Genomic DNA, 25,125 nt, shown 5'->3' with positions numbered 1-25,125 from the left:
CGGGCGGGCGGCCGGAAGCCCCAACTCCCCACCGCCGCAAGGAAACGACAGAACAGTTTGAGCTTCACCGAGCGTGACATCCCCGTGTCCGCGCATGTCACGCGCCTGATACCGTCCCGGCCAACGGCCAATCCCCACCTGGTCCGCCACATACGTTTGAACGCTGAGAGGTTGGAGCATGACGGACGACGTCGCAGCGGCACGGGCCGCTGCCGAGGAGAAGTCGGCGTTCTCCCACGCGCCCGTCGCCCCCGACGCCACCGCCGCCTACGGCGACCACCCCGACCAGGTGATCGACTTCTATGCCCCGCGCGGGGCGGCCGGCCCGGGCGGGCCCGCCCCGGTCGTCCTCGTGCTGCACGGCGGTGCCTGGCTGGCGCCGTACGACCGGCGCCACATCAGCCCGTTCGCGGAGTTTCTCGCCCGGCGCGGGTTCGCCGTGGCCAGTGCCGAGTACCGGCGCGGCGGTGACGACGACTCCGGCGCGGGCCGCTGGCCCGACACCTTCGACGACGTCGCGGCCGCGCTGGACGCCCTACCGGCGCTCGTCCGGGAACTGCTGCCGCAGGCCGACCCGCGCCGTACGGTCCTCACCGGCCACTCGGCGGGCGGGCACCTCGCCCTGTGGGCCGCGGCCCGGCACGTCCTGCCCGCCGACTCGCCCTGGCGCGCCGGCGGCCCGGCGGCCCTGCGCGGTGTGGTCGCCCTCGCCCCGATCGCGGACTTCGCGGTCGCCGACAAACTGGGTGTGTGCGGCGGCGCCGTACGGCAACTCCTGGGTGGAGACGAGCACTTCGCCGAACGGCAGCCGTACGCGGACCCGGCGCTGCTGCTGCCCACCGGCATCGCCACCACCCTCGTCCAGGGACGCACGGACGTCGACGTGCCGCAGGCGGTGGCCGAGTCGTACGCGGACGCGGCGGCGAAGGCCGGGGAGATGGTGGGGGTGACGCTGCTGGAGGACGTGGGGCACTTCCCGCTCATCGACCCGGCGGCGGACGCGTGCGCGGTGGTGGTGGAGGAGATCGCGCAACTGGCGTGGTGAGCGGCTTTCCTGGGTGCCCGTAGGAGAGATCCCCGGGTCATACCCGCAGGAGCGACCCCCGGCCCTACCTCGCCGAGGCGGTCCGGGTGATCGCGGCCGGCGACGCGCTGCTCGCCCCGGTCGTCACCCGCAAGCTGATCGCCGAGTTCTCCCGGCTGGACGACCGGCCCCGCGCCCCGCTCAAGGAACGGATGGGTGACCTGACCGAGCGGGAGACGGAGGTGCTCGCTCTGATCGCGCAGGGCCTGTCGAACGCGGAGATCTCCAGGCACCTGTTCGTCGCCGAGCAGACGGTGAAGACCCATGTGGGCCGGATCCTGGTGGAGCTGGGCCTGAGGGACCGGACGCAGGCGGCGGTGTTCGCGTACGAGTCGGGACTGGTGCGGCCGTCGGGGTATTGAGGCGGACCCCGGGGCCCCGTAGTACCTGAGAGGGACGCCCGGGAACCCTCTCGCTGGGGACGACCGCGACCTCGGGGTGCGCATACCGTTCTGTACGTGACCGAGACGACCCAGACGCAGACGATGCCCTCGCGCGGCGGGGGGAAGCCGACAAGCCCGGAGTTCCGCATGGCGGTGGACGTGTGGCGCAGGCTCCGGCAGGACCTGTTCCACGACGCGTTCGCCTACCGACCGCTGCCCGCGATGAAGACGGACGGCCCGTTCACCGGCCGGTTGTCCGGCCGCCTCCGCGAGTACGCGGCCTGGGTCCCGCACGCGGCCGTGGTGGCGGCCGGCCTGTTCTCGATGGCCACCGCCGCTACCGCCGGCGGCGGTGGCGGGTTCCCTGCGACGGTGGCTGCCTTCCTCGCCCTGTGCCCGGTCCTGCTGACGCTGGTCCGGCCCGTGGCGGCCTTCTGGGCGTCCATGGCCGCGAACCCCCTGGCCGTGATGTTCAGCGACATGTGGGATGACTGGCCGTGGGCAAGGGGCAACTTCGCGGCCCACCTCGTGGTGATGACGGTCGTGGCACTGCGCACCCGGCCGCGCACGGCCGCCTGGATGTGGGGCCTGACCGCGGCGTACGGGCTGTTCGTCGGAGGCGCCCTCGGCGGGGGCCACTACGCGTCGAACACGGGCCCGATGCTCATCGTCTCCGCCATGACCCTGCTGGCCGCCGCCGCCCTGACCATACGCCGCACGGCCCGGCAGGAGGTGACCGCCCAGCAGACGGTGACCGCGCACGAGCGCTCCAAGCGCACCCTCCTGGAGGAGCGCACCACGATCGCCCGCGAGCTGCACGACGTGGTCGCCCACCACATGTCGGTGGTCGCCATCCAGGCCGAGGCCGCCCCCTACCGCGTGGAGAACCCGCCGCCGGAGCTGGAGCAGGCCTTCGCCACGATCCGGGAGAACGCGGTGGCCGCCCTCACCGAGCTGCGCCGCGTCCTCGGGGTCGTCCGCGCCGAGGACTACGAGGCCCCGGACGCCCCCCAGCCCACCCTCGCCGACCTCGACGGCCTGCTCACCAACGTCCGGGAGGCCGGTCTCCCGGTCGCCAAGGCGGTCACCGGAGCGGTCCGCGAGCTTCCGCAGGGTGTGGAGCTGTCGGCGTACCGGATCGTCCAGGAGGCTCTCAGTAACACCCTGCGGCACGCACCCGGCGCGACGGCCCGCGTGGAGATCGGCTACGTCCTGGGCGGCCTCGGCCTGCGCGTAGTCAACGGCCCGTCCCCGGAGGTGACCCTGGTGAAGTCCACCCACGGAGCGGGCCACGGCCTCACCGGCATGCGCGAGCGCGTCACGATGCTGAACGGCGAGATGGCGACGGGCGAGACGGAGGACGGAGGGTACGAGGTGACGGTGTTCCTGCCCGTGTCCACCGGGAGCGAGGCCGGCGCATGACGATCCGCGTGCTGATCGCCGACGACCAGATGATGGTCCGCGAGGGATTCTCCGTGCTGCTCGGCGCCATGCCGGACATCGAGGTGGCCGGGGAGGCGGTCAACGGCCGGGAGGCGGTCGACCGGGTCCGGGAGCTGTCGCCGGACGTCGTCCTGATGGACATCCGGATGCCCGAACTGAACGGCATCGAGGCCACCCGGGAGATCATGGCGGCGAACAGCGGGGCGAAGGTGCTGGTGCTGACCACGTTCGACCTCGACGAGTACGTGTACCAGGCGCTGCGCGCGGGAGCCTCCGGCTTCCTCCTCAAGGACGCCTCGGCCCGCCAGCTGGCCGACGGGGTCCGGGTGGTGGCCGCCGGCGAGGCCCTCCTCGCGCCGTCCGTCACCAGGCGCCTCATCACGGAGTTCTCCAAGCTGGCCCAGACCTCCCGCCCCTCGTCGGCCGCCCGGCTGGCGTACGGGGAGCTCACCGACCGGGAGACGGAGGTCCTGGTCCTCATCGCCCGGGGCCTGTCCAACTCGGAGATAGCCGAGAGCCTGGTGGTCGCCGAGTCCACGATCAAGACCCATGTGAGCCGGGTCCTGGTCAAACTGGGGCTCCGCGACCGCACCCAGGCGGCGGTGTTCGCCTACGAGGCCCGGCTGGTCTCACCCGGTTGACAGGGCACCGGAAAAGCGGCTTTGTCGAGGTCACGCACCGGTTCCCCCTGGTCATCCGGGCCGCTCGCGGGTTAGCGTCCGTTCATGGCAGCTGCTTCCGATCTCGCGTTCGACCCGTGGGACCCCGACTTCGTGGCCGACCCGTACCCGGCGTACGCGGAGCTGCGGGCCAGGGCCCGGGTGGAGTACTTCGAGCCCACGAACCAGTGGCTCGTTCCGCACCACGCCGACGTCGCGGCGTTGCTGCGGGACCGGCGGCTCGGGCGGACGTACCAGCACAGGTTCACACACGAGGACTTCGGTCGCGGCGCCCCGCCGGCGGAGCACGAGCCCTTCCACACGCTGAACGACCACGGGATGCTCGACCTGGAGCCTCCGGACCACACGCGGATCCGGCGGCTGGTGTCGAAGGCGTTCACACCGCGCACGGTGGAGCGGCTGAAGCCGTATGTGGAGGAGCTGGCCGGTGAGCTGGTGGCCGGGCTGGTGGAGGCCGGCGGGGGTGATCTGCTGACGGATGTCGCGGAGCCGCTTCCGGTGGCGGTGATCGCCGAGATGCTCGGTGTCCCGGAGTCGGACCGGGCGCAGCTGCGGCCCTGGTCGGCGGACATCTGCGGGATGTACGAGCTGAGCCCGTCGCAGGAGACGGCGAAGCGGGCGGTGCGGGCGTCGGTGGAGTTCTCGGAGTACCTGCGGGACCTGATCGCGCACCGTCGGGCGGAGCCGGGCGAGGACCTGATCTCGGGGCTGATCGCGGCGCACGACGAGGACGACCGGCTGACCGAGCAGGAGATGATCTCGACCTGCGTGCTGCTGCTGAACGCGGGCCACGAGGCGACGGTGAACGCCACGGTGAACGGCTGGTGGGTGCTGTTCCGGCACCCGGAGCAGCTGGCGGCCCTGCGCGCGGACCACTCGTTGGTGCCGTCGGCGGTGGAGGAGCTGATGCGGTACGACACACCGCTGCAGCTGTTCGAGCGCTGGGTGCTGGACGACATCGAGATCGACGGTACGACGGTTCCCCGGGGTGCGGAGATCGCGATGCTGTTCGGCTCCGCGAACCACGACCCGTCCGTGTTCGCCGCCCCCGAGACACTGGACCTGGGCCGCAAGGAGAACCCGCACATCTCCTTCAGCGCCGGTATCCACTACTGCATCGGCGCCCCCCTCGCCCGTATCGAGCTGGCCGCCTCCATGACGGCCCTCCTGCAGAAGGCGCCGACCCTCGCCCTCGCCGCCGAGCCGACACGGAAGCCGAACTTCGTGATCCGGGGTCTGGACGGCCTGCCCGTCGAGGTCTGACGACCCCACGCCACCTGGACCCGAACCCTTTCGCGAGCCCGAGCGCTACTACGAGCCCGAGCCCGACTGCGAGCCCGCGCCCGAGCCCGACTGCGACAGCGAGTCCGCGCCCGACTGCGAGCCCGCGCCCGAACCCGCGCACGAGTTCAAGTCCGGGTCCGACTACGGGGCAGGGCCTGGGCCTGGGCCTGGCGTCTTCCGTCGCCGGGCCACCAACAGGGCGATCAGCAGGCAGACGACGGCCGGGAGGGCGGCTCCGGCCAGGGCGACGAAGGGGAGTTCGGTGGCGAGGACGGTGTAGTCCATGTCCTCGCCCTCGAAGCCGCCGCCGAGGTGGCGCCGGGTGCGGGACGAGGTGCTCCAGACGAGCGTCGCGAGTGTCGCGCCCACCGCCGACAACGCACAGCCAGCGCAGCCCCACGCGCTCTGCCGGTCCGGACGCCGGTCCCCTTTCCGCCCCGCCCCGCCCGGCTCCTTCATCCCTCCCACCAAACCCGTCCCCTCGTCCTCCGGCTGCTTCGTTCGACCCATGCAGGAAGGGACGCTCCTTCTTAGTGCCGTGGTTCTTCGGGGCGGGGCGCGACCGCAACACGCCCTCAGCCGCTCAGGTCCCGCCGCCGCAGCGCGGCCAGCCCGCCCGCCACCAGCACCACGGCGATCCCGGTCAGCACCAGCACCGGAGTCCACTCCATCTGCCCGCCCGGCAGCTTCGGGAGGTGGCCGAAGGGGGAGAGGTCGAGGAGCGCCCGGGGAGCGTCGAGCGCGGGGCCGATCCAGCCGATCAGGAGGACGAGTCCGGCGAGGCCCCAGGCCGCCGGCGCCGCTGGGGGGCGAGCCCGTGGAGCAGGACGGCGGTTGCGCCGATGACCCACACCCCGGGGACCTGGACGAGGCACGCGCCCAGGACGGGGCCGACCTCCTCTCCGTAGCCGAGAGCGAAGCCGAGACCGGCGAGGACCATGATCCACACAGCTCCGCCGAAGGCGACGCAGAGGTGCCCGGCCGCCCACCGGAGCCGGCCCAGCGAGTTCGCGAGCAGCGGTTCCGCCCGCCCGGACGTCTCCTCGCCGTGCAGGCGCAGCACGGCGCTGACGATGTACAGCGCGGCGATCAGGCCGAGCATGCCGATCATCGAGGCGAGGAACGCGTTCGTCAGGCCGGACTGGCCGCCCATGCGTTCGATGATCTCGCGGGCGCGCTCGTTGTCGCCGATGAAGTCGGTCGTGCCCTCGGTCAGCCCGCCGTAGACGAGCCCGGCGAGGAAGAAGCCGATGCTCCAGCCCAGGACGCTGCCGCGCTGGAGCCGCCAGGCCAGCGCGCCGGCCGTACCCAGTCGGCCGGTCGCGGGTCCGGGCCGGGTCGGCAGGAAGCTCATGCCGACGTCCCGGCGCCCCGCGAGCCCGTACGTTGTCAGCGAGTCGCTGATGACGAGTGGCCCGGCCCCGGCAGCGTCAGCCCCCACGCCCGCTCCCGTACCGTCCACGTCCGGGTCCGTACCGGTCCCGCCACCAGGGAGTCCGCGCGGTAGCGGAAGTCCGCGCCGGACACGGTCACCCGGTGGCCGACCGCGTGCAGGGGGGTCGCCTCGGCGCCCACCGAGACCGGCCGGACCTCGACGTCGGCACCGCCGTCCGTGCCGGGGGTGACGGACACGGCGTCCACGGGCTGGTCGAGGTCGACCAGGGTCACTCCGTCCACCTCCACCCGCAGCCGCCAGGGCCCGGTCCCGCCCCCGCCGCCCGCCACGACCCGTGTGCGCGACGGCCGCAGGGGGCGGGACATCCGGGCGGGCAGCGAAGGACGCGTCGACAACGTACGGACGAGGGACTGCGGCCAGGCGCGCAGCCAGGAGTGGTGGTGACCGCCCCCGGCCGGGGAACCGTCGTCCCCGGCGGCTCCCGCTCCCGTTCCTGCACCCGTCTCCCCGCCCGGTTCCGTATACGCGTCGGACGCATCCGCGTCCGCACCCGGCCCGGTGCCCGCCTCGCCCTCCGTCTCCCACGGCGCGGATCCCGGCAGCGCCGGGATCCGGAGCGTGCCGAGCACCACCCCGTCACTGTCGTCGACGAGCAGATCCAGCCGTCGTTCGACGCCGTCGAGGGCCGCTCGGGCCGCGGCGACCGGGCCGGTCGGCACCCCGAGGGAGCGGGCGAGTCCCAGGGACGGACCCACGGGGACAAGGGCGAGGGGGCACGCGGTGAGCTCCCGCTGCCGATGCAGATGCGCCACGGCCCGCAGCAGCGCGCGGTCGTCGCCGACCACCACCGGCCGCCGCGAACCGCGCCGCGAGAGCGCTCGCGCGAATTCCTCGGGCCCTTCGGGAAGGCATACTTTCGTACTCGCCGCACCGGCGCTGAGCACGTCTTTCGCGATCCGTACCGCCTCACCGTCCGTGTGACGGGCGAGGGGGTCGATGACCACGAGGAGCTGGTCGGGAGTCACCACCTCGGTCCTGCCTCGCTTCCTCGGGTAGCATCTTTGTGCAAGAGCCCCTTGCGCTGTTGCGCCAGGGGCTTCGTCTATTCCGGGGCACCCGGGTCCGACAGTCTGCGACCAACGGCGGTCGCCGGCGGTCGCCGGCGCGCGCGGCGGATATGAGCCACCGCGTGCGCCCCTGACCTTGGACATGCCCCGCCCGGAAGGGGTGTACGCGCGTGCCCGCACTTGTGCTGCTCGGTGCTCAGTGGGGTGACGAAGGCAAGGGAAAGGCGACGGACCTGCTAGGCGGATCCGTTGACTATGTGGTGCGCTACCAGGGCGGCAACAACGCCGGCCACACGGTAGTCGTGGGTGACCAGAAGTACGCCCTTCACCTCCTCCCTTCCGGGATCCTCACTCCGGAGTGCACTCCGGTCATCGGCAACGGAGTCGTCGTCGACCCGTCGGTCCTGCTCTCCGAGCTGAGCGGTCTGAACGAGCGTGGCGTCGACACGTCCAAGCTCCTGATCAGCGGCAACGCTCACATCATCACGCCGTACAACGTGACCCTCGACAAGGTCACAGAGCGCTTCCTCGGCAAGCGCAAGATCGGCACGACGGGGCGGGGCATCGGCCCGACCTACGCGGACAAGATCAACCGTGTGGGCATCCGCGTGCAGGACCTGTACGACGAGTCGATCCTGACGCAGAAGGTCGAGGCGGCCCTCGACGTCAAGAACCAGGTCCTCACCAAGCTCTTCAACCGCCGGGCCATCTCCACGGACCAGGTGGTCGAGGAACTGCTCGTCTACGCCGACAAGCTCGCGCCGTACGTCGCCGACACCGTCCTGGTCCTCAACCAGGCGCTCGACGACGACAAGGTCGTCCTCTTCGAGGGCGGGCAGGGCACGCTCCTCGACATCGACCACGGGACCTATCCCTTCGTGACGTCCTCGAACCCGACCGCGGGCGGTGCCTGCACGGGTGCCGGCGTCGGGCCGACGAAGATCAGCCGTGTCATCGGCATCCTCAAGGCGTACACGACCCGGGTGGGCGCGGGCCCGTTCCCGACCGAGCTCTTCGACGAGGACGGCGAGGCGCTGCGCCGCATCGGCGGCGAGCGGGGTGTGACCACGGGCCGCGACCGCCGCTGCGGCTGGTTCGACGCGGTCATCGCCCGCTACGCGACCCGTGTGAACGGCCTGACGGACTTCTTCCTCACCAAGCTCGACGTGCTCACCGGCTGGGAGCAGATCCCGGTCTGCGTCGCGTACGAGATCGACGGCAGGCGGGTCGAGGAACTCCCGTACTCGCAGTCCGACTTCCACCACGCGAAGCCGGTCTACGAGACCCTGCCGGGCTGGTCGGAGGACATCACCAAGGCGAAGTCGTTCTCCGACCTCCCGAAGAACGCCCAGAACTACGTCAAGGCGCTGGAGGACATGTCCGGCGCCCCGATCTCCGCGATCGGCGTGGGACCGGGCCGCGACGAGACGATCGAGATCAACTCGTTCATCTAGTCCGTCGCACTGCCGGCGAGGCGGTCGACCCGTAACGGGGTCGGCCGCCGTCGCGTACACGCGACGGCGGCCGGACGGTCTGACCAGTCTGACCGCCATGAAGGAGACGGGATGCCGCTGAGATTCCGGGTGGCGAATGTCAGGTTGCTGCGTGACGAGCGGGAACGTCGTTCGTCGCCCCCACGGTGGTCAGCCTTGAGGCTCCTGCGGTTTGACCTCGACCTCGCGCAGGCTCTGGTCTTTGAGCTCGGTGCGTGCCTCGGTGCGGTGTCCCCGGGCGATGTAGTCACGCACGACCGCTTCGACGGCGTCCTGGGGCGAGCCGACCCCGGCCAGGACCATCACTTCCACCACCAGTTCGGCATCGAGACTGATGTTGACCTTGGCCACGAGCGACCCCCTTCATCGGTCCAGGACTCTAACAGCCGCACAGCAGTGATCTCGTTTCCCGCTGCGGTTCGGTGGCACGGGACAACAACAGGGCGAACGTCGTTTGATACGGCACTAGCTGGTCAGGGCGGGCTGGCGGGGTTTCAGGTTCACCGGTCGGCGGTTGCCTGGTCGGCGGAGTGCCGCTCCTCGAACCCGATGGGGCTGAGACGGACCCCACGGCCGCCGTCGCCGAATCAGGAAGATCCACGCGGATGCCGAGGCCGAGGCAGGGTTGTGACCGACTGGAAGTGGGACTACAACCGAGCGAGGAGTAAGCGAAGTCATGAACCTCGACGACCTGCAGAAGGGCCTGGCCAAGCTGCGCTGACGGCCGGAGGCGCCCTCAGCTGAACACGATCATCGACCCCTGCGCCAGGCTCCGCGTCGCCGCCGCGTGCAGGCCCAGCCAGACGTGCCGCTCGCGGGCGAAGGGGCTGGGATCGTACGGCGCGGGGACGGCCGGCTCCTCCAACTCCGTGGGCGCGAGCGGCGCTTCGGGCGGCGCCGGCGGGTTCGCCGGGTCGATGCCGATGGCCGGGGCGACGAACTCCAGTTCCCGCAGCAGGCCCTGGGAGGAGCCCAACGGGCCTCCACCGGCGAGCAGTTCGTCGTTGGCCAGGGGATGCGGGAAGTCGACCGGGACATAGGCGCCCGCGTGGTCGTAGTGCCAGACCAGATGCGACTGCTGGGCCGTCGTCTCGAACATCTCCAGCAGCTGCTCGTAGTCACCGCCCAGCGCGTCCACCGGCGTCACCGCGAGCCCGCACACCTGCAGCAGATAGGCCCGGCGCAGGAAGTGCAGCGCGTCGTAGTCGAAGCCCGCGACCGGGGCGACCTCCCCGGTCAGCCCCGGCATGTACGGGAACACCGGCACCGGCGGCAGCCCGGCCTCGCCCAGCAGCGTGTTGTAGAGCGCGAGTTCCTCGGCGAAGGGGTTGTCGGGCGTGTGGCACAACACGTCGACGAGGGGGACCAGCCAGAGGTCACAGGCCAAAAGAGAACTCCTCGGTCATCCGGCACGCACACGCACGGTACGGATACGTTCGCGTACGGCACACAGTGGTCAGGGAAGCGTAGTCGCTCAACGCGTCTTCAGTCCCCCGCGTGCAGGTCCCATACCCACACACCGCCCACCCACGTACCGGGTCGCCCGACCAGCCGCTCCACCGTCTCCCGCACCTGCTCGTCGTGCCGCTGCGGCGGCAGGACCAGTGCGCCCGCGTGCCAGTACGCGAAGTCCCGCCGGGCCTGCGCCTGCCGGCTCTCGCCGATCGCCGGCACCCGGCCGCTGGAGCGGACGTCACGCAGCAGGTTCGAGGTGTGGCGGGGGACGGCGCCGTAGATGCCGACGCGGTCCTCGCCGAAGGGGCCGTTGAAGTAGCCGCCGGGCATACGGAAGCCGAAGTCCGCCGTGATCTGCCAGCGCAGCGCCTCCGCGTCGGCGGGACCCGGCAGCGGCACCGGCACCAGGGTCTCGCCGGCCCCGGTGTCGACGTACGACCTCCAGGTGCCGTCCGCGATGAAGGACGGGACCTCGGCGCGCTCCACGGACCTCAGCGGGGTCGGGACGAGCGGCAGCAGGGCGAGGGTGACGGCCAGGAAGCCGGCGCGGCGCGTGCCGGGGCCCGGCGTCGCCGCGAGGCGTTCGCAGGCGAGGGCCAGCAGCATGCCGAGGACGGGCGCGCAGATCATGGCCACCCGGCTCTCGATGACCGACTCCAGCAGCGGCCTCTCGGCGAGCGGCGCCCACGGGCCGGGCAGCACGAGATCCGTCTGCGGGAGGCGGATCCTCGGGCCGAGGGAGAGCAGGGCGGCGCCGACCGCGGTGACGGCGAGCGCCTTGACCAGGGGGCGCTCCCACAGGCGTACGACGATGCCGAGGGCCAGCAGGACCAGCGGCCAGCCGTAGAAGGCGTTCTGCTCGGTGATGTTGAGGGAGAGCGCGTCCGCCCGTTCGCGGTCGCCCGCGAGGAGCGAGCGTTCGGCGAAGGAGAGCAGGGCGAGCGGGCTGTTGCCGGAGTTGTCGCCGTGCACGATGTTCCCGTAGCTCTGCGGGCCGAAGAACTGCCAGGACAGCGGGACGGCGGCGATCGGGACCGCCACGAGGACCGCGATGCCGAGCCCCTTCAGGAGCGGGCGCCAGGACTTCCGTGCCACGTCCCGGCGGACGGCCCCGTACGTGGCGGCGAACAGCAGCATGCCCATCGCGGCGAGGAGGAGGGGTTCCTCGCCGAGGAAGATCTGGTAGGCCGCCATCAGGCCGAGAACCACGCCGTCCCGTTCCGTCCGGGCGCCCGTGCACAGCCGCAGCGACCGGTCGATGATCAGCGGCATCATGAACAGGACGACGAAGTTCGGGTGCGCGTTGGCGTGGCTGACCATCGGCGGCGCGAAGGCGGCGAGGGCCGCTCCGGTGAAGGCCGCGCCCCGGTGCCGTACGACCCGTTTGACGAGCAGCCAGTACCAGGCGGCGGCCGTGGCGGCGAGGCCGAGGGTCATCACCAGGGCGAGGGAGACGGCCGGGCCCAGGGCGAGGGTCACGGGCGCGAAGGGGACCGACAGGCCCAGCATGACCGTGTTGGCCATCAGGTTCACGCCGTCGGGGAAGCCCTGGAAGGTGGTGAAGAGGGGATTGCGGAAGTGGACGAGGTTGTCGGCCGTGACCGCGAAGAACCACTCCCACTGGTTCTGGTCCTGGAGGGAGTCGGGCAGATAACGGTCGTCCGGGCCGAGCCAGCGGCCGATGTGGAGGGCCACGGACATCAGGAGGAAGCAGGTGACCGCGAGGGCGTCGGCGGGGCGGACCGAACGGGCCCGCAGGGTGGCGAGTTCACCGAGGACGCGGGCGTAGTGGCGGGGCCGGATCTTCGAGCCGGGCTGGTGGGACCAGCGGACGGGGACCTCGGCGACCGGCCAGCCGCTGCGGCGGAAGTGCCGCAGTATCTCCACGTCGATCCCGAACCCGTCGAGGCGGGAGGCGGCGAAGGCCTCACGGGCGCGGTCGCCGTCGAACAGCTTGAAACCGCACTGGGTGTCGCGGATACCGGGCACCGCGACCTGGCGTATCAGGAAGTTCCCGGCCCGCCCGAGTGCCGCGCGCAGCCGGTGCTGATGGCGCTCGATGTTCGCACCGGGCGCCTCGCGTGAGCCGATCGCGGCCGTGTGCCCGTCGGAGAGCGCCTTGTCCAGCCGCTCCAACTCGTCGATGGGCGCGGCGAGATCGGCGTCGGTGAGCAGGACGCGGCGGCCGTGCGAGGCGAGCACGCCGAGGCGTAAGGCGTGGCCCTTGCCCCGGTTGCGGGGCCCGTCGGCGACCAGCTGGACCCGTGCGTCGCGCGCGGTGACGGCGGCCACGACGTCGGCCGTCCCGTCCGTCGACCCGTCGTCGACGACGATGATCTCCCAGGTGGCGGCGGCCTCGGTCGCGGCGAGGTGGGTGATGATCGCTTCGAGGGTGGGGGCGAGGCGGTCCTCCTCGTCGTACGCGGGGACGACGACGGAGAGGTCGACGCTCACCTGCCGGGCGCCGGTCTTCCGGGGCTCGCTCATCCGTCCGCCAGGCGTTCCACCAGTGTCAGGGAGTACGCGTCGTACCCGGCGATGATCTCCTGGGCGGTCTGCGCCTCGCGCCGGGTGAGGGCGTCGACGAGTTCGGTGTGGTCGGCCCACAGCCGGCCCCGGAGATCGTCCGCCTGCCGCAGCCGCCGGACCGCGCACACCCAGCACTGCACACGCAGCCGGTGCAGGAAGTCGGTGAGGTACGGGTTGCCGAACAGGGCGCTCAACTCGCGCCAGAACCGCAGGTCGTAGCCGATGAGGATGTCCAGGTCCCCGGCGGTCGCGGCCCGCCGCGCCTCCTCGCCGCGCCGCCGGACCCCGGCGAGGGCGGCGGCCGTACGGGGGTCGACCCGTCGGTCGTCCAGCCGCCGGAACATGCCGTCGGTGACCAGGACGCGGGCCTCGACCATGTTCCGGTAGTCGTCCACCGAGTACTCGCGGACCTCGAAACCCCGGTGCTGCACGGCGTGCAGCAGCCCCTGCGCGGACAGGTCCACCAACGCCTCGCGTACGGGCGTCGCCGACACCCCGTACTGCTCGGCGATCTCCTTCACCGTGAATTCCTGCCCCGGCTTGAGTCTGCCGGCCAGCACCTCGTCACGGAGCGCGTCCGCGAGCTGCTGCCGCAGGGTGCTGCGGGTCACGGCGCCATTGCCGCCGCCGGTGCCGGGCATCGTGGTCTGGCTCCCCCATCCGCGTACGGGTACGCATTCCGTGCGTGCTCTCCGAGTTCTCTTACGAGCAGGTCACCTTACGCGTTCGGATTCCGGGGAGGAGTTTTCGCGGATCGCACGCGTCGGGCCGGGGAACCCGGCTCGGTGCCCCGGCCGCACACTCCGGGGCACCGAGGGGAGACCACGGCCTCACACCGTGTGCTCGTCCGCCACCGACAGGGCCGCGTCGAGGGCGGCGAGGCCCTCCTTGGCCTCGGCCTCCGTGATGTTGCACGGGGGGACGACGTGGGTGCGGTTCATGTTGATGAAGGGCCAGAGGCCGGCCGCCTTCGCGGCGGCGCCGAAGGCGAGCATGGGGGCGCTGGCCTCGCCGGTGGCGTTGTAGGGGACGAGGGGTTCGCGGGTCTCCTTGTTCTTCACCAGTTCCAGGGCCCAGAACATGCCGACGCCGCGCACCTCGCCGACGCAGGGGTGCCGCGCGGCGAGCTCGCGCAGGGCCGGTTCGACGACCGACGTGCCGAGGGAGGCCGCGTTCTCGACGACGCCTTCCTCCGCCATGACGTTGATCGTCGCGACGGCGGCGGCACAGGCCAGCGGGTGCCCGGAGTACGTCAGACCGCCGGGGTACGGGCGCCGGGCGAAGGTCTCGGCGACGGCGGACGAGATGGCGACGCCGCCGAGGGGGACGTAACCGGAGTTCACGCCCTTGGCGAAGGTCATCAGGTCGGGCACGATGCCGAAGAGATCGGCCGCGAACCACGTGCCCGTCCGCCCGAAGCCCGCCATGACCTCGTCCAGGACGAAGACGATCCCGTACCTGTCGCAGATCTCCCGGACCCCGGCCAGATAACCCGGCGGCGGGACCATGATCCCGGCCGTGCCCGGGACGGTCTCCAGGATGATCGCGGCGATGGTCGACGGCCCCTCGAAGGTGATCGTCGTCTCCAGGTGCTCCAGGGCCCGCGCGCACTCCTGCTCCTCCGTCTCCGCGTGGAAGCGGGACCGGTAGAGGAAGGGAGCCCAGAAGCGCACGACGCCGGCCGCGCCGGTGTCGGAGGCCCAGCGGCGGGGGTCGCCCGTGAGGTTCACGGCCTGCTGGGTGCCGCCGTGGTACGAGCGGTACGCGGCGAGCACCTTGGGGCGGCCGGTGTGCAGCCGGGCCATCCGCACGGCGTGCTCGACCGCGTCGGCGCCGCCGTTGGTGAAGAAGATCTTGTCCAGGTCGCCCGGCGTCCGCCCGGCGATCAGCCGCGCCGCCTCCGACCGCGCCTCGACCGCGAACGCCGGCGCGAACGTCGTCATCGTCGCCGCCTGCTCCTGGATCGCCGCGACGACCTTCGGGTGCTGGTAGCCGATGTTCGTGTAGACCAGGCCGCTGGTGAAGTCGAGGTACCGCTCGCCGTCGTAGTCCCAGAAGTACGACCCCTGGGCGCCGGCGACGGCGAGCGGGTCGATGAGTTCCTGCGCGGACCAGGAGTGAAAGACGTGCGCACGGTCCGCCGCCTTCACCGCGACGCCGGCCTGAGGGTTTGGCTGGGGAGTCATGGAGTCGAGGTTAGGGGGCCGCTGGGGGGAGGGGACATCGGCGACCTGTCTGCGGCCGGGAGCCCGATCACGACAGTGTGTCGCCTCCCGGTGAGGAGCGGTGCCCTTTCGGGGCCCCTTCTGCCCACCGCCGCGCCAAGCTCCCCACTCCCACCCTCGGGGGCCGCGCCGAGACCGCCGGGATCGACCCCGGCCACGCGGCCCTCGCCGCCCGCCTCGCGGAGGCACCGGGGGAGGGCTTCGCGGAGACCGTACGCGTGCTGGAACGGCTGTCGGGTGCCTTGGACCACCTCGCGGCGGAACGGAGGCCGAGGCGGCACCGGCCGCTGTTACGGAACCGTAGACACCGCTCCGTCCGCCTCCCCGTACGGCCGCACTACGATCGGTCCGCTGCGCACGTGCACGACGTTCACGACGTACCCGTACGTACGCGTACGGAATGCGTCGGGGACGGCACGGGGAAACGGGGGCGGTGGCCATGGAGAAGCTCGGGCCGGGGGATCCGCAGAGGATCGGGGCGTACCGGCTGCTCGCGCGACTGGGCGCGGGCGGGATGGGGAACGTGTACCTGGCCCGGTCCGACCGGGGCCGTACCGTCGCCGTCAAGCTCGTGCGGCAGGAGCTGGCCGAGCAGGAGGAGTTCCGGGCCCGCTTCCGGCAGGAGGTGCGGGCCGCGCGGCAGGTGGGCGGGTACTGGACCGCGCCGGTGCTGGACGCGGACACCGAGGCCGGCATTCCGTGGGTCGCCACCGGGTACGTGGCCGGACCGTCCCTCCAGGCCGTCGTCGGACGGGATCACGGGGCGCTGCCCGAGCGGACCGTACGGATCCTCGCGGCGGGGCTCGCGCACGCGCTTCAGGACATCCACGCGGCCGGGCTCATCCACCGGGACCTCAAGCCGTCCAACGTGCTGGTGACCATCGACGGGCCGCGCGTCATCGACTTCGGTATCGCGCGGGCGTTGGAGACCGTCACGGACGGCGGGCTGACGCGCACCGGCGCGCTGGTCGGTTCGCCCGGCTTCATGGCTCCCGAGCAGGTGCGCGGCGACCGCATCACCCCTGCCTGCGACGTCTTCTGCCTCGGCTCCGTCCTCGCCTACGCCGCCACCGGCAACCTCCCCTTCGGTGCCGCCAACTCCGGCGTCCACGCCCTCATGTTCCGCATCGCCCAGGAGGAACCCGATCTGGAGGGCCTGCCCGAAGGCCTCTGCGACATCGTCCGCGACTGTCTGAGAAAGGACCCCGCCGCCCGCCCCACCCTCCCCCAGATCCTCCAGCGCACGCGGGCCGAGGACACGGTCGTCGCGGGCCGGTCGAGGGACCCCTGGCTGCCGAGCGCCCTGGTGGCGCAACTGGGGCGGCACGCGGTGCGGTTGCTGGAGGCGGAGGATCCGGAGGAGTCGGCGGGGTCGTCGGGGGCGCCAGGGGCGTCGCGGGCTGGGGCGGTTTCGGGCAGTACGGCGGCTGCGGGCGGCCTGGCGGCTCCGGGGGGTCCGGCGGCTGCGGGAGGTTCGGCGGTTCCAGGCGGTTCGGCGGCTGCGGGAGGCGGGGGCGCGCCGGGAGGTCCGGTGGACGGCGGTCGCTCAGGCGCCTCCGACCTCGCCCGGCAGCCGCCCGCCGCGGCTTCCTCGGCTCCGTCGGCGTCGGCTGGTGTGCCGCCGTCCGGCACCGCGGGTCAGTCCTCGGCTCCTCCCGCGTCCGCCGGCGCGACCCCGTCCGCTCCCGTGCCCGCTCCCGTGGGCCCGGCCTCGGCTTCGCCCGCGTACCCGCCCGGCTCTCCCGTGTTTCCGTACGGCGGCGGTCCGGCGACGCCTCCCGGCGCCCCCGCGACCCCGCCCGAGGGCGGTGCCGTACCGCCTCCGCCGGGTGCGCCGGGTGCCGCTTCCGTGGACCGGCTGCCGACGCAGACCGCGGGGGCGGGCTCGCAACCGCCTCCGCCGACCGCTCCGTCCGGGCATGGACCCGGGTCCATGCCCGGGTGCGGGCCCGGGGCCATGCCCGCCGGATACGGCCACCCGCAGCAGCACACCCGGCAGCCCGCCGGCGGGTACGGGCAGCAGCCCGGCATGGCCCCCGGATACGGCGGCTATCCGCAGGGCGCGCCGCAGGCGCCGTACGGCTCGTACGCGCAGGGGCCGTACGGCGGCCAGGGCGTCGGAGCCGCCGCCGGACCGGGCCCCGGCTCGACCTCGCCGTACGGACCGAACCTCCACTACGGCCCGGGGCCAGGAGGCGGCGGTCAGCCCGAACCCGCGCGCGGGAACCGTCGTTCCTCGGTCCTCCTCGTCATCGTCGCGTTGGTCGTGGCGCTCGGTGCCGGCGGCTCGGTGTACGTGCTGATGAAGAAGCGCGACGACGGCGGCACGGCGGACGACGCCAAGAACGGGACGACGACGGCCGCGCCCGAGACACCCGGGCCCACGACACCCGGGGCGTCGGGCCCGGAGGCCTCCCCGAACCCGACGACCGGGTCACCCGACGCGGGCCCGGTCCCGGAGGAGTTCCTCGGCACCTGGAACGCCACCCTCGGCGGTTCCGGAGGTCAGGACACCCGCGAACTCGTCATCCAGCAGGGAGAGGTGGGCGACACCGTGCTCTCCCTCACGGCGGACGGCCCGCTCGAAGGCGGCGGCACGTACCACTGTGTGTTCGAGGCGGAGCTGACGGAGGAACCGGCCGGCGACGGCCCCCTGCGGATGGGCCCCTCCACCGTCGCCGCCGGCGAACCGGCCACCTCCTGCTCCCCCGGCGCCGCCACCACGGTCACCCTCCTGCCCGACGGACAGCTGCGGCGCGTCGACACGGCGGGGAAGTCGTTGACGTACACGAAGGCCGACTGAGCCGCCGACCGGACGAGGGGCCCGGAGCCCTTGGTGGTTTTCAGGGGCGCGGGGAACTGCGCGACAAGCCCCCGCTCACCTGCGGCCGATCAACCTGTCCAGGTCCCCTCGGGGTGGAAGGGGCGGAGCCCTCTGGCGAAGGCACGGGCAGGGGCGGCGGGAGCGAAAAGGCAACCGGCGCCCCGCAGGTCACGCGCCCCGGGGGTCACCGCGCCTCCGGCGGCCTCTGCCGGGGCATGTTCGGCCGAGCCCCCGGCGGCATCGGCGCCCGCCCGGTGGAACCTCCCATCGGCCGCGAGGGGGATCCCCCCGTCTGGATCTCCAGCGGCGCAGCCCCCGTCCGGAACGCGACCATCCAGTCGGCGGTCTCCACCCGCACCAGCTCCGTGATGTCCTCGGAGAACCGCCGCAGCACCCCGAGACACCGCTCGGCGGCCTCCCCTGCCGTCCCCTCCGCCGGCCCCAGCACCTCCCGCGCGCTCTCGGACGCCCAGTCGAACCGCAGCACCTGGAGCCGCCGCTGCACCGCCTGCGCCGTGGCCACGTCCCTCATCCACCCGGAGGTGACCCCGAAGAACCGGTCCACCGCGACACACGCCACGCACGCCAGGATCGCGAGATACCCCCACGGAGCCGCCCCGCCCACCACCCCGGCGAGGTCGAGCAGCGGCAGCGCGGCCCCGGCGAGCGCCCCCGTCGCCGCCCCGATCCGCAGCACACGCGCCGCCAGCCGTTTCCACACCCGGTCCGCGAGATACCACGCTGCGGTCTCCAGAGCCGCCCGCTCGACCCACTGGTACAGCTCCTCCAGCCGTTCCGCCGGAGCGCCCCAGTCGCCCTGCGGGAACGGCCGCCCGGCCGGCTCCCCCACCCACGGCCCGGCCGCCGACGGCCACGGCTGCGCCCACAGCCCGGAACCCTCACCCCGCCCGTCCTGGGGTCCCCCCTCGGGCTGCATCTCCGGCTGGCTCACCCGGCACTCCCTACTGGCGCTTCTGCTGACGACAGTGCGAGACACACGTACGGGCACCTACCTGCTCCCTGACGCGGCCGGACCCTTCCTACCTCCCAATGGGTGGCGATAGACCCGTTTTCACCGTTTTTCCACCTTGAAGGAGTCCTTGATCAGGTATACGAATCTGCGCCGACTCACTCGAAAGAGTGGCGGAGCGGAGGCCGTGTCGACCACGTAGGCTCGTGACGACCGCAGGAACGCCCCCAGGGCGACGGTCGAGTACAACCGCACGAACGACCCGAGACTCGTACGAGGGAGCTGAACGTGATCCCCGGTGGTGGCCAGCCCAACATGCAGCAGCTGCTCCAGCAGGCCCAGAAGATGCAGGAGGACCTGGCGAGGGCGCAGGAGGAACTCGCGCAGACGGAGGTCGACGGTCAGGCGGGCGGCGGTCTGGTGAGGGCCACCGTCACCGGCTCCGGCGAACTGCGCGCTTTGAAGATCGACCCCAAGGCGGTGGACCCGGAGGACACCGAGACCCTCGCCGACCTGGTCGTCGCGGCCGTCCAGGCGGCCAACGAGAACGCCCAGACCCTCCAGCAGCAGAAGCTGGGTCCCCTCGCCCAGGGCCTCGGCGGCGGAGGCGCGGGCATCCCCGGCCTGCCCTTCTGAGCGCTCCCCGCCCACCCGCGAGCCCCAACCGTGCCCCGTACCGCCTTCCTCGGACCGGCGGCGGCCGACTACGGTACGTACTGAATGACACCAGGAAGGACGGCAGTCCGTGTACGAAGGCGTGGTCCAGGACCTCATCGACGAGCTGGGGCGGCTGCCCGGCGTCGGTCCCAAGAGCGCGCAGCGGATCGCCTTCCACATCCTGCAGACGGAGCCGACGGACGTACGGCGCCTCGCGCAGGCCCTCCTCGAAGTGAAGGCGAAGGTCCGCTTCTGCGCGACCTGCGGCAACGTCGCGCAGGAGGAGCTGTGCAACATCTGCCGCGACACGCGCCGGGACCCCTCGGTCGTCTGTGTCGTGGAGGAGCCGAAGGACGTCGTCGCGATCGAACGGACCCGTGAGTTCCGCGGCCGGTACCACGTCCTCGGCGGCGCGATCAGCCCGATCGAGGGCGTCGGCCCCGACGACCTGCGCATACGAGAGCTGCTGGCCCGCCTGGCGGACGGTACGGTCACCGAACTGATCCTGGCCACGGACCCGAATCTCGAAGGCGAGGCCACGGCCACGTACCTCGCCCGCATGATCAAGCCCATGGGCCTCAAGGTCACCCGCCTGGCCAGCGGCCTCCCGGTGGGCGGCGACCTGGAATACGCGGACGAGGTGACCCTCGGCCGCGCCTTCGAGGGGAGACGATTGCTGGATGTCTGACGCCACGCTGCACGCGAAGGACCTGAACCCGGACGACTTCGCGGTCCAGATCGCGGACCAGGTCGAGAGCTTCCTGGTCGCCGTCACCGAGGTGGCCAAGGGCGACGAGCCGGACTCGGCCGTCCCCTTCCTCCTCCTGGAGGTCTCCCAGCTCCTCCTGGCCGGCGGACGCCTCGGCGCGCACGAGGACATCGTGCCGGACGAGCGCTACGAGCCCGACCCGGGCCCCGAGCCGGACGTCGACGAGCTGCGCGAGCGCCTCGCCGTCATGCTCGACCCGGTCGACGTGTACTCCGAGGTCTTCGACCCGTACGAGCCCCGCAAGGCGCCCGTTGCGGCCCGTATCTCCGACGACCTCGCCGACGTCATCGCCGACCTCCGCCACGGCATGGCCCACTACCGCGCGGGCCGCACCACCGAGGCCCTCTGGTGGTGGCAGTTCTCCTACTTCTCCAACTGGGGCTCCACCGCCTCCGCCACCCTTCGCGCCCTCCAGTCCCTGGTCGCGCACGTACGCCTGAACCAACCCCTCGCCGAGCTCGACGGCCTCGACACCGACCAGGAGTTGATGGGCGACGAGACCCTGGAGTTCGAGGCGGGCAAGGTCATGGCGGAGGAGATCGCGGCGCCGCTGGGGCTGCGGAAGGTGAAGTAGCACCGCCGGCTCGGCGTCAGCTTCGTCCGCACAGTCCGCTTCGTCTGCTCAGAGGATCGGGCCCCGTCCGCCGCCGGACGGGGCCGGGCGGCGGAAGGGCTCCTGAAGTGCGAGTGCCGGCGGTAGCGTAGGCACCTCGTCGTACGCACCCCGTACCCCCCTCGCGCGCCCCCGACAGGAACCGGACCCAGTGACGTGACCGTTCTCCTGCTCCTTCTCACCGCCGTGGCCCTCACCGCCGCAGTGCTGGGCCCCCGTGCCCTGCTGAGGGCGGCGTGGCCCGAGCGGGAACCCGTGGTCGCGCTGTGGGCGTGGCAGTGCCTGGTGGCGGCGGCGCTGCTCAGCTGCCTCGCGGCGCTCGTACTGGGCGCGGCGGCGGTGTTCGAGACCGTCCGCACCCACGCCTTCGCCCCCGCGCCCCCGGCCGTGACCGCCGCGTACGACCTCACGGCCGCGCCGCCCTGGACGGCCGTACTGACCCTGCTGCTGGCCTGCGGGGCCGCGTGGAGCGGCGCGATGATCGCCCGCGAACTCGTCGAGGCCCGGCGCCGCCGTCACCTCCGCCGCGCGCACCTGCGCGAACGCGCCCCCGACCTCCCGGCGGGCCTGCCGCAGTCGAAGGGGCCGTTGCTGGTCCTGGAGGACGAGTACCCGGACGCCTGGCTCATGCCGGGCGCCCCGCCCCAACTGGTCGTCACCACCGGCGCGTTGCGAAAGCTCAGCGACCGTCAGCTGGATGCCGTGCTCGCCCACGAACTCGGCCACGCCCGCGCCCGCCACGACTGGCTGCTCCACCTCTCCACCGCCCTCGCCACGGGCTTCCCGCGCGTCCCCCTCTTCGCCCACTTCGCCGACCAGACCCACCGCCTGGTCGAACTGGCCGCCGACGACACCGCCTCCCGCCGCTGCGGCCACCTCACCACCGCCCTCGCCCTCATCGAACTCAACCGGCACCGTGGCGTGTTGAGCTGCGCCAACACCCGCCGGTTGCTGGGTGACCGGGTGGAGCGCCTGCTGGAACCCCCGCCCCGCCTGCACCGGACCCACCGGGCGGCGACGACGACGGCCGCCGCGCTGCTGGCCCTCCTTCCCCTCCTCATCGCGTTCGCGCCGGCGCTGGGAACGCTCTAGCCCGTCGGCCGGTTCGGAAGGGCCGCTGCTGCTGCGGAGAGCAGAGACTCCGGGTCCACGTAGGGCGTTTCCGACGTCGGCACACCCCCGCTACGGCCAGCAAGCCGTGCGTACGTCGTCGGGGCGCCTCGTACATGCTGGCCATCTGCGTTGGATCAGCCCCGACCCCCTCCAGAACACCTTGTACGAACCTTGCCCCGGGCCTGTACGTCCACTGCACGGCCCCTAACCGGCGTCACGCGAATCTTGAGTCACTTCCACCGCACTGAAGCGGAGGCAGTAACACCCCAACTTCGCACGGGAGATCGCGATGACCCGCAAGAACCGCATACGCGCCGCCATCGTCACCGCCACCGCCGTCGTCACCGTCGGCACCGTCACCGCCGGTGTCAGCATGGCCGGCGCCGAGGCCGCGCCGAAGAAGCCCTCCAAGAAGGAGATCGCGGCGCTCTTCGACGGCTGGAACAAGTCGCTGCGGACCGGTGACTCGAAGAAGGTGGCGGACCGCTACGCGAAGGACGCGGTGCTCCTGCCGACCGTCTCCAACAGGGTCCGCACCGACCGCGCCGGGATCGTGGACTACTTCGACCACTTCCTGGAGAACAAGCCGGTCGGCAAGAAGATCAAGTCGCACATCAACGTCCTCGACAGCAACTCCGCGCTCGACGCCGGTACGTACGCCTTCACGCTCACGGACAAGGAGACCGGCAAGAAGAGCGTCGTCGAGGCCCGCTACACGTACGAGTACGAGAAGCGGAACGGCGTGTGGAAGATCGTGAACCACCACTCGTCGGCGATGCCCGAGGGCTGATCACCAGCCACCGGCGGCGGCAGCAAGGGCTGAGCCGACCCCCCTCCGGCTCAGCCCCTCCGGCTGAGCGGCCCCCCGCTCAGCCACCCCCGTGCCGCGCCGCCCGCAACGTGAGCGTGACGCACAGGCCGCCCCCGGGCGCGTCCTTGAGGGTCACGGTTCCGCCGTCGTCGGTGACGAGTTGCTTGACGACGGCGAGGCCGAGGCCGGAACCGGACTTCCCGGTGAGGCCCTGACCGCGCCAGAAGCGGTCGAAGGCGCGGGACTTCTCGGCGTCCGACATACCGGGCCCCTCGTCCAGCACCGAGAGCACCACCTCGTCGCCCCGGGGCTCCACCCGCACGGTGATCGTCGCGCCGTCCGGTGAGACCTCCAGGGCGTTGGACAGCACGTTGTCCAGGACCTGGTCCAGATGACCGTGGCTGGCCAGCACAAGCAGCCGGCCGTCGGTACTCCCCCTGAGCGTGATGGTGACTCCGCGCTCGTCGGCGGCCGGCCTCCACACGTCGAGACGTTCCCCGATGACCTCCCTGAGGGGCAGCGGTTCCGCCGCCGTCACCTTCGCCTCGGCCCGCGCCAGCACCAGCAGGCCGTTGACCAGGCGGCTCATCCGGACCACCTCGGCGGTCGCCTGCTCCACGTCCTCCCGTACGAACTCGTCGTCCGTCCCGTCCGCGATGTTGTCCAGGGACAGGCGCAACGCCGTGAGAGGGGTACGCAGTTGGTGCGAGGCGTCGGCGACGAAGATGCGCTGCGAGGCGATCAGCGTGTCCAGGCGTTCGCCCGCCTGGTTGAGCGTGCGCGCCAGGGTCTGCGTCTCCTGAGGGCCCGTGACGGGGGAGCGGGCCGTCAGGTCGCCGTCGCTCATCTTGCTCGCCATCTCGTTGAGCTGGCGGAGGGGAGCGGTCAGGCGCCGGGCGGCGAAGACGCCGATGATCGCGGCTGCCAGCAGGACGAGGACGGCCAGCGCCGCCCGGAAGCCCCAGATGGTCCACAGGCGGTAGGTGAGGTGATCGGTCGAGAACTTGATCCGCACGGCGCCGACCACCTGGTCCGGGTCGGTCGTCACGTCCGCCGCGCGCTCATGGGCGGGGACGGTGATCACCAGGTTCTCGCCCCAGATGAAGTCGGAGCCCCAGTCGACGGTGGCCTCGCCGTTTTCGAGAGCCTCGGTCAGAGCCGCGTCCCGGGCGGGTTCCCGCAGACCGTCCAGCGCGCACCCGTTGACGGCGGTGACCTCGACCTTCTCCCGCTTCGGATAGGCCCTGGCCATCTGCGTCAGCGCCTCGCAGGAGGCGACGTCACCGGTGCCCAGGAGCCGGGCCATGGTTTCGGCCTCGCGCATCACGGACTCCCTGGTGTCGTCCCGCAACTGGTCCGTGAGCGTGTAGGCCACCGGCACGGTGAACAGGGCGATGGCCACCGCCACGAGGAGGACGTAGCTGCGGACGAGCTGACGGATCATGACGCCGTCCCGGCCTTGTCCGTCCCGGCCTTGTCCGTCCCGGCCTTGTCCGTCCGGGTCTCCTCGGCCACGATCAGCCGGAACCCCACTCCCCGTACCGCCTCGATCGTGATCGCCCCGGCGAGCTTCCGCCGCAGTGCCGCCACATGGACGTCGAGCGTCTTCGTCGGGCCGAACCAGTTCGCGTCCCAGACCGCCTCCATGATCTGCTCACGCGACATCAGCGCGCCCGGCTCCTCGGTGAGGAAGGCCAGCAGGTCGTACTCCTTCGGCGCGAGCCCCACCTCCGTACCGTCGAGATGGACGCGCGCGGCCTTGCGGTCGATGGTGAGGCGGGCGCCGTAGCGGTCGGGGCCGACCGCGGGGGCGTCGGCGGAGCGGGGCTGCACACGGCGCATGACGGCCCTTATTCGGGCGATCACCTCGCGCACGCCGAACGGCTTGGAGACGTAGTCGTCGGCGCCCAGCTCCAGGCCGACCACCCGGTCCGTCTCGTCGCTGCGGGCGCTGATCACGATGATCGGCACATCGCTGCGGTCCCGGAGGGCCTTGCAGACGTCGAGGCCGTCGGTGTCGGGCAGACCCAGGTCGAGGAGGACGACGTCGTACGGACCTTCGTACGACAACGCCGCCCCGCCCGTGGTGACCCACTCCACCTCGAAGCCGTATCGCAGGAGCCCGCGCCGGAGCGACTCGGCGACCGGCTCGTCGTCTTCCACCAGAAGTACGCGCACGCCAGAGACCTTAGTGCGCGAAAGTTGCGCTTTTTCCGTCGCGGGGGTCCCAGGTGTGACTCCAGGCACTTTTCCCCGTCCTCGCCGACTGTTCGGGCCCGACCTGGGCAGGGACGTTCCCGGAGCGGTCGGAGGTCTGGACGGGAAGCCG

At 72.1% G+C, this 25,125-nt stretch carries 21 protein-coding genes and 3 pseudogenes; 13 read left to right on the top strand and 11 right to left on the bottom strand.

The genetic code is table 11. The features are described from left to right. Positions 1–178: 178 nt before the first annotated feature. The 5 genes and pseudogenes from WBG99_RS16055 to WBG99_RS16035 all read left to right on the top strand — a co-directional run bounded on the left by WBG99_RS16055 (position 179) and on the right by WBG99_RS16035 (position 4,853). Positions 179–1,045 carry an alpha/beta hydrolase gene (locus tag WBG99_RS16055; protein WP_338896963.1) on the top strand — a complete coding sequence of 289 codons (867 nt, stop codon included), beginning with the start codon at positions 179–181 and terminating at the stop codon, positions 1,043–1,045. 68 nt (positions 1,046–1,113) lie between these two features. Beyond that, a pseudogene (locus WBG99_RS16050) lies at positions 1,114–1,446 on the top strand (response regulator transcription factor); the annotation flags it as partial. A gap of 96 nt (positions 1,447–1,542) precedes the next feature. Then, positions 1,543–2,889: a histidine kinase gene (locus WBG99_RS16045; protein WP_338896962.1), complete on the top strand. Its 1,347-nt coding sequence runs from the start codon at positions 1,543–1,545 to the stop codon at positions 2,887–2,889. Then, positions 2,886–3,551 (top strand): response regulator transcription factor, encoded by a 666-nt coding sequence (locus tag WBG99_RS16040; protein WP_338896961.1) that lies wholly within the window; start codon positions 2,886–2,888, stop codon positions 3,549–3,551. Before WBG99_RS16045 ends, WBG99_RS16040 begins: the two co-directional genes overlap by 4 nt. An 84-nt stretch (positions 3,552–3,635) precedes the next feature. Beyond that, complete coding sequence (locus tag WBG99_RS16035) at positions 3,636–4,853, top strand: cytochrome P450 (RefSeq protein WP_338896960.1); 1,218 nt, start codon at positions 3,636–3,638, stop codon at positions 4,851–4,853. 162 nt (positions 4,854–5,015) lie between these two features. On the opposite strand, the gene WBG99_RS16030 is transcribed toward WBG99_RS16035, so the two are convergent. The 3 genes and pseudogenes from WBG99_RS16030 to WBG99_RS16020 all read right to left on the bottom strand — a co-directional run bounded on the left by WBG99_RS16030 (position 5,016) and on the right by WBG99_RS16020 (position 7,298). Beyond that, on the bottom strand, positions 5,016–5,243 hold the full coding sequence (locus WBG99_RS16030) for a hypothetical protein (protein ID WP_338896959.1): 228 nt from the start codon (positions 5,241–5,243) through the stop codon (positions 5,016–5,018). Between the two features lie 206 nt (positions 5,244–5,449). After that, positions 5,450–6,252 (bottom strand): annotated as a pseudogene (locus WBG99_RS16025) (ABC transporter permease); the annotation flags it as partial. Positions 6,253–6,263: 11 nt separating this feature from the next. After that, on the bottom strand, positions 6,264–7,298 hold the full coding sequence (locus tag WBG99_RS16020) for a diacylglycerol kinase family protein (protein WP_338896958.1): 1,035 nt from the start codon (positions 7,296–7,298) through the stop codon (positions 6,264–6,266). A gap of 209 nt (positions 7,299–7,507) precedes the next feature. On the opposite strand from WBG99_RS16020, the gene WBG99_RS16015 reads away from it, so the two are divergent. Beyond that, on the top strand, positions 7,508–8,791 hold the full coding sequence (locus WBG99_RS16015) for an adenylosuccinate synthase (RefSeq protein WP_338896957.1): 1,284 nt from the start codon (positions 7,508–7,510) through the stop codon (positions 8,789–8,791). A 189-nt stretch (positions 8,792–8,980) separates the two neighbouring features. Here WBG99_RS16015 and WBG99_RS16010 read toward each other — a convergent pair whose 3' ends face one another. The 5 genes from WBG99_RS16010 to WBG99_RS15990 all read right to left on the bottom strand — a co-directional run bounded on the left by WBG99_RS16010 (position 8,981) and on the right by WBG99_RS15990 (position 15,000). After that, a complete protein-coding gene (locus WBG99_RS16010; RefSeq protein WP_086800714.1) occupies positions 8,981–9,181 on the bottom strand; it encodes a type II toxin-antitoxin system VapB family antitoxin in 201 nt (66 codons plus the stop codon). A gap of 385 nt (positions 9,182–9,566) precedes the next feature. Then, complete coding sequence (locus WBG99_RS16005) at positions 9,567–10,217, bottom strand: hypothetical protein (RefSeq protein ID WP_338896956.1); 651 nt, start codon at positions 10,215–10,217, stop codon at positions 9,567–9,569. Between the two features lie 98 nt (positions 10,218–10,315). Further along, on the bottom strand, positions 10,316–12,772 hold the full coding sequence (locus tag WBG99_RS16000) for a dolichyl-phosphate beta-glucosyltransferase (RefSeq protein WP_338896955.1): 2,457 nt from the start codon (positions 12,770–12,772) through the stop codon (positions 10,316–10,318). Continuing rightward, positions 12,769–13,455: a GntR family transcriptional regulator gene (locus WBG99_RS15995; RefSeq protein ID WP_338896954.1), complete on the bottom strand. Its 687-nt coding sequence runs from the start codon at positions 13,453–13,455 to the stop codon at positions 12,769–12,771. Before WBG99_RS15995 ends, WBG99_RS16000 begins: the two co-directional genes overlap by 4 nt. Before the next feature lie 189 nt (positions 13,456–13,644). Beyond that, positions 13,645–15,000 (bottom strand): aspartate aminotransferase family protein, encoded by a 1,356-nt coding sequence (locus WBG99_RS15990; protein WP_338896953.1) that lies wholly within the window; start codon positions 14,998–15,000, stop codon positions 13,645–13,647. A gap of 122 nt (positions 15,001–15,122) precedes the next feature. Between WBG99_RS15990 and WBG99_RS15985 the strand changes: the two are divergent. Together WBG99_RS15985 and WBG99_RS15980 are read left to right on the top strand one after the other, a co-directional pair. After that, positions 15,123–15,343: pseudogene (locus WBG99_RS15985) on the top strand (MarR family transcriptional regulator); the annotation flags it as partial. Positions 15,344–15,478: 135 nt separating this feature from the next. Then, complete coding sequence (locus tag WBG99_RS15980) at positions 15,479–17,842, top strand: protein kinase (protein WP_338900363.1); 2,364 nt, start codon at positions 15,479–15,481, stop codon at positions 17,840–17,842. 205 nt (positions 17,843–18,047) lie between these two features. Here the strand turns inward: WBG99_RS15980 and WBG99_RS15975 are convergent, their stop codons facing one another. After that, positions 18,048–18,815, bottom strand: coding sequence for an SLATT domain-containing protein (locus WBG99_RS15975; RefSeq protein ID WP_338896952.1), 768 nt, complete (start codon positions 18,813–18,815; stop codon positions 18,048–18,050). Between the two features lie 306 nt (positions 18,816–19,121). On the opposite strand from WBG99_RS15975, the gene WBG99_RS15970 reads away from it, so the two are divergent. The 5 genes from WBG99_RS15970 to WBG99_RS15950 all read left to right on the top strand — a co-directional run bounded on the left by WBG99_RS15970 (position 19,122) and on the right by WBG99_RS15950 (position 22,775). Further along, positions 19,122–19,469: a YbaB/EbfC family nucleoid-associated protein gene (locus WBG99_RS15970; protein WP_338896951.1), complete on the top strand. Its 348-nt coding sequence runs from the start codon at positions 19,122–19,124 to the stop codon at positions 19,467–19,469. 109 nt (positions 19,470–19,578) lie between these two features. Then, positions 19,579–20,178: a recombination mediator RecR gene (gene recR / locus WBG99_RS15965; protein WP_338896950.1), complete on the top strand. Its 600-nt coding sequence runs from the start codon at positions 19,579–19,581 to the stop codon at positions 20,176–20,178. Beyond that, on the top strand, positions 20,171–20,833 hold the full coding sequence (locus WBG99_RS15960; RefSeq protein ID WP_338896949.1) for a DUF5063 domain-containing protein: 663 nt from the start codon (positions 20,171–20,173) through the stop codon (positions 20,831–20,833). Before recR ends, WBG99_RS15960 begins: the two co-directional genes overlap by 8 nt. 195 nt (positions 20,834–21,028) lie before the next feature. Beyond that, the gene (locus tag WBG99_RS15955; RefSeq protein ID WP_338896948.1) at positions 21,029–21,964 is read left to right on the top strand and encodes a M56 family metallopeptidase; all 936 of its coding nucleotides are present in this window, start codon (positions 21,029–21,031) and stop codon (positions 21,962–21,964) included. 310 nt (positions 21,965–22,274) lie between these two features. After that, positions 22,275–22,775 carry an SgcJ/EcaC family oxidoreductase gene (locus tag WBG99_RS15950; protein ID WP_338896947.1) on the top strand — a complete coding sequence of 167 codons (501 nt, stop codon included), beginning with the start codon at positions 22,275–22,277 and terminating at the stop codon, positions 22,773–22,775. A gap of 79 nt (positions 22,776–22,854) precedes the next feature. On the opposite strand, the gene WBG99_RS15945 is transcribed toward WBG99_RS15950, so the two are convergent. Together WBG99_RS15945 and WBG99_RS15940 are read right to left on the bottom strand one after the other, a co-directional pair. After that, positions 22,855–24,240 (bottom strand): HAMP domain-containing sensor histidine kinase, encoded by a 1,386-nt coding sequence (locus WBG99_RS15945; protein WP_338896946.1) that lies wholly within the window; start codon positions 24,238–24,240, stop codon positions 22,855–22,857. Next, positions 24,237–24,974: a response regulator transcription factor gene (locus WBG99_RS15940; protein ID WP_338896945.1), complete on the bottom strand. Its 738-nt coding sequence runs from the start codon at positions 24,972–24,974 to the stop codon at positions 24,237–24,239. The genes WBG99_RS15945 and WBG99_RS15940 overlap by 4 nt, the downstream gene beginning before the upstream one ends. Positions 24,975–25,125: the final 151 nt, after the last annotated feature.

The organism is Streptomyces sp. TG1A-60 (assembly GCF_037201975.1).
Lineage (GTDB): Bacteria > Actinomycetota > Actinomycetes > Streptomycetales > Streptomycetaceae > Streptomyces.
This window is presented reverse-complemented; position numbering and strand designations above follow the sequence as displayed.

Excerpts from the sequence above, each read along its gene's own strand:
- WBG99_RS16055 (WP_338896963.1), top strand. The coding sequence starts at position 179 with ATGACGGACGACGTCGCAGCGGCACGGGCCGCTGCCGAGGAGAAGTCG.
- WBG99_RS15995 (WP_338896954.1), bottom strand. The coding sequence starts at position 13,455 with ATGCCCGGCACCGGCGGCGGCAATGGCGCCGTGACCCGCAGCACCCTG.
- WBG99_RS15960 (WP_338896949.1), top strand. The coding sequence starts at position 20,171 with ATGTCTGACGCCACGCTGCACGCGAAGGACCTGAACCCGGACGACTTC.
- WBG99_RS15945 (WP_338896946.1), bottom strand. The coding sequence starts at position 24,240 with ATGATCCGTCAGCTCGTCCGCAGCTACGTCCTCCTCGTGGCGGTGGCC.
- WBG99_RS16035 (WP_338896960.1), top strand. The coding sequence starts at position 3,636 with ATGGCAGCTGCTTCCGATCTCGCGTTCGACCCGTGGGACCCCGACTTC.
- WBG99_RS15950 (WP_338896947.1), top strand. The coding sequence starts at position 22,275 with ATGACCCGCAAGAACCGCATACGCGCCGCCATCGTCACCGCCACCGCC.
- WBG99_RS15980 (WP_338900363.1), top strand. The coding sequence starts at position 15,479 with ATGGAGAAGCTCGGGCCGGGGGATCCGCAGAGGATCGGGGCGTACCGG.
- WBG99_RS15990 (WP_338896953.1), bottom strand. The coding sequence starts at position 15,000 with ATGACTCCCCAGCCAAACCCTCAGGCCGGCGTCGCGGTGAAGGCGGCG.
- WBG99_RS16000 (WP_338896955.1), bottom strand. The coding sequence starts at position 12,772 with ATGAGCGAGCCCCGGAAGACCGGCGCCCGGCAGGTGAGCGTCGACCTC.
- WBG99_RS16040 (WP_338896961.1), top strand. The coding sequence starts at position 2,886 with ATGACGATCCGCGTGCTGATCGCCGACGACCAGATGATGGTCCGCGAG.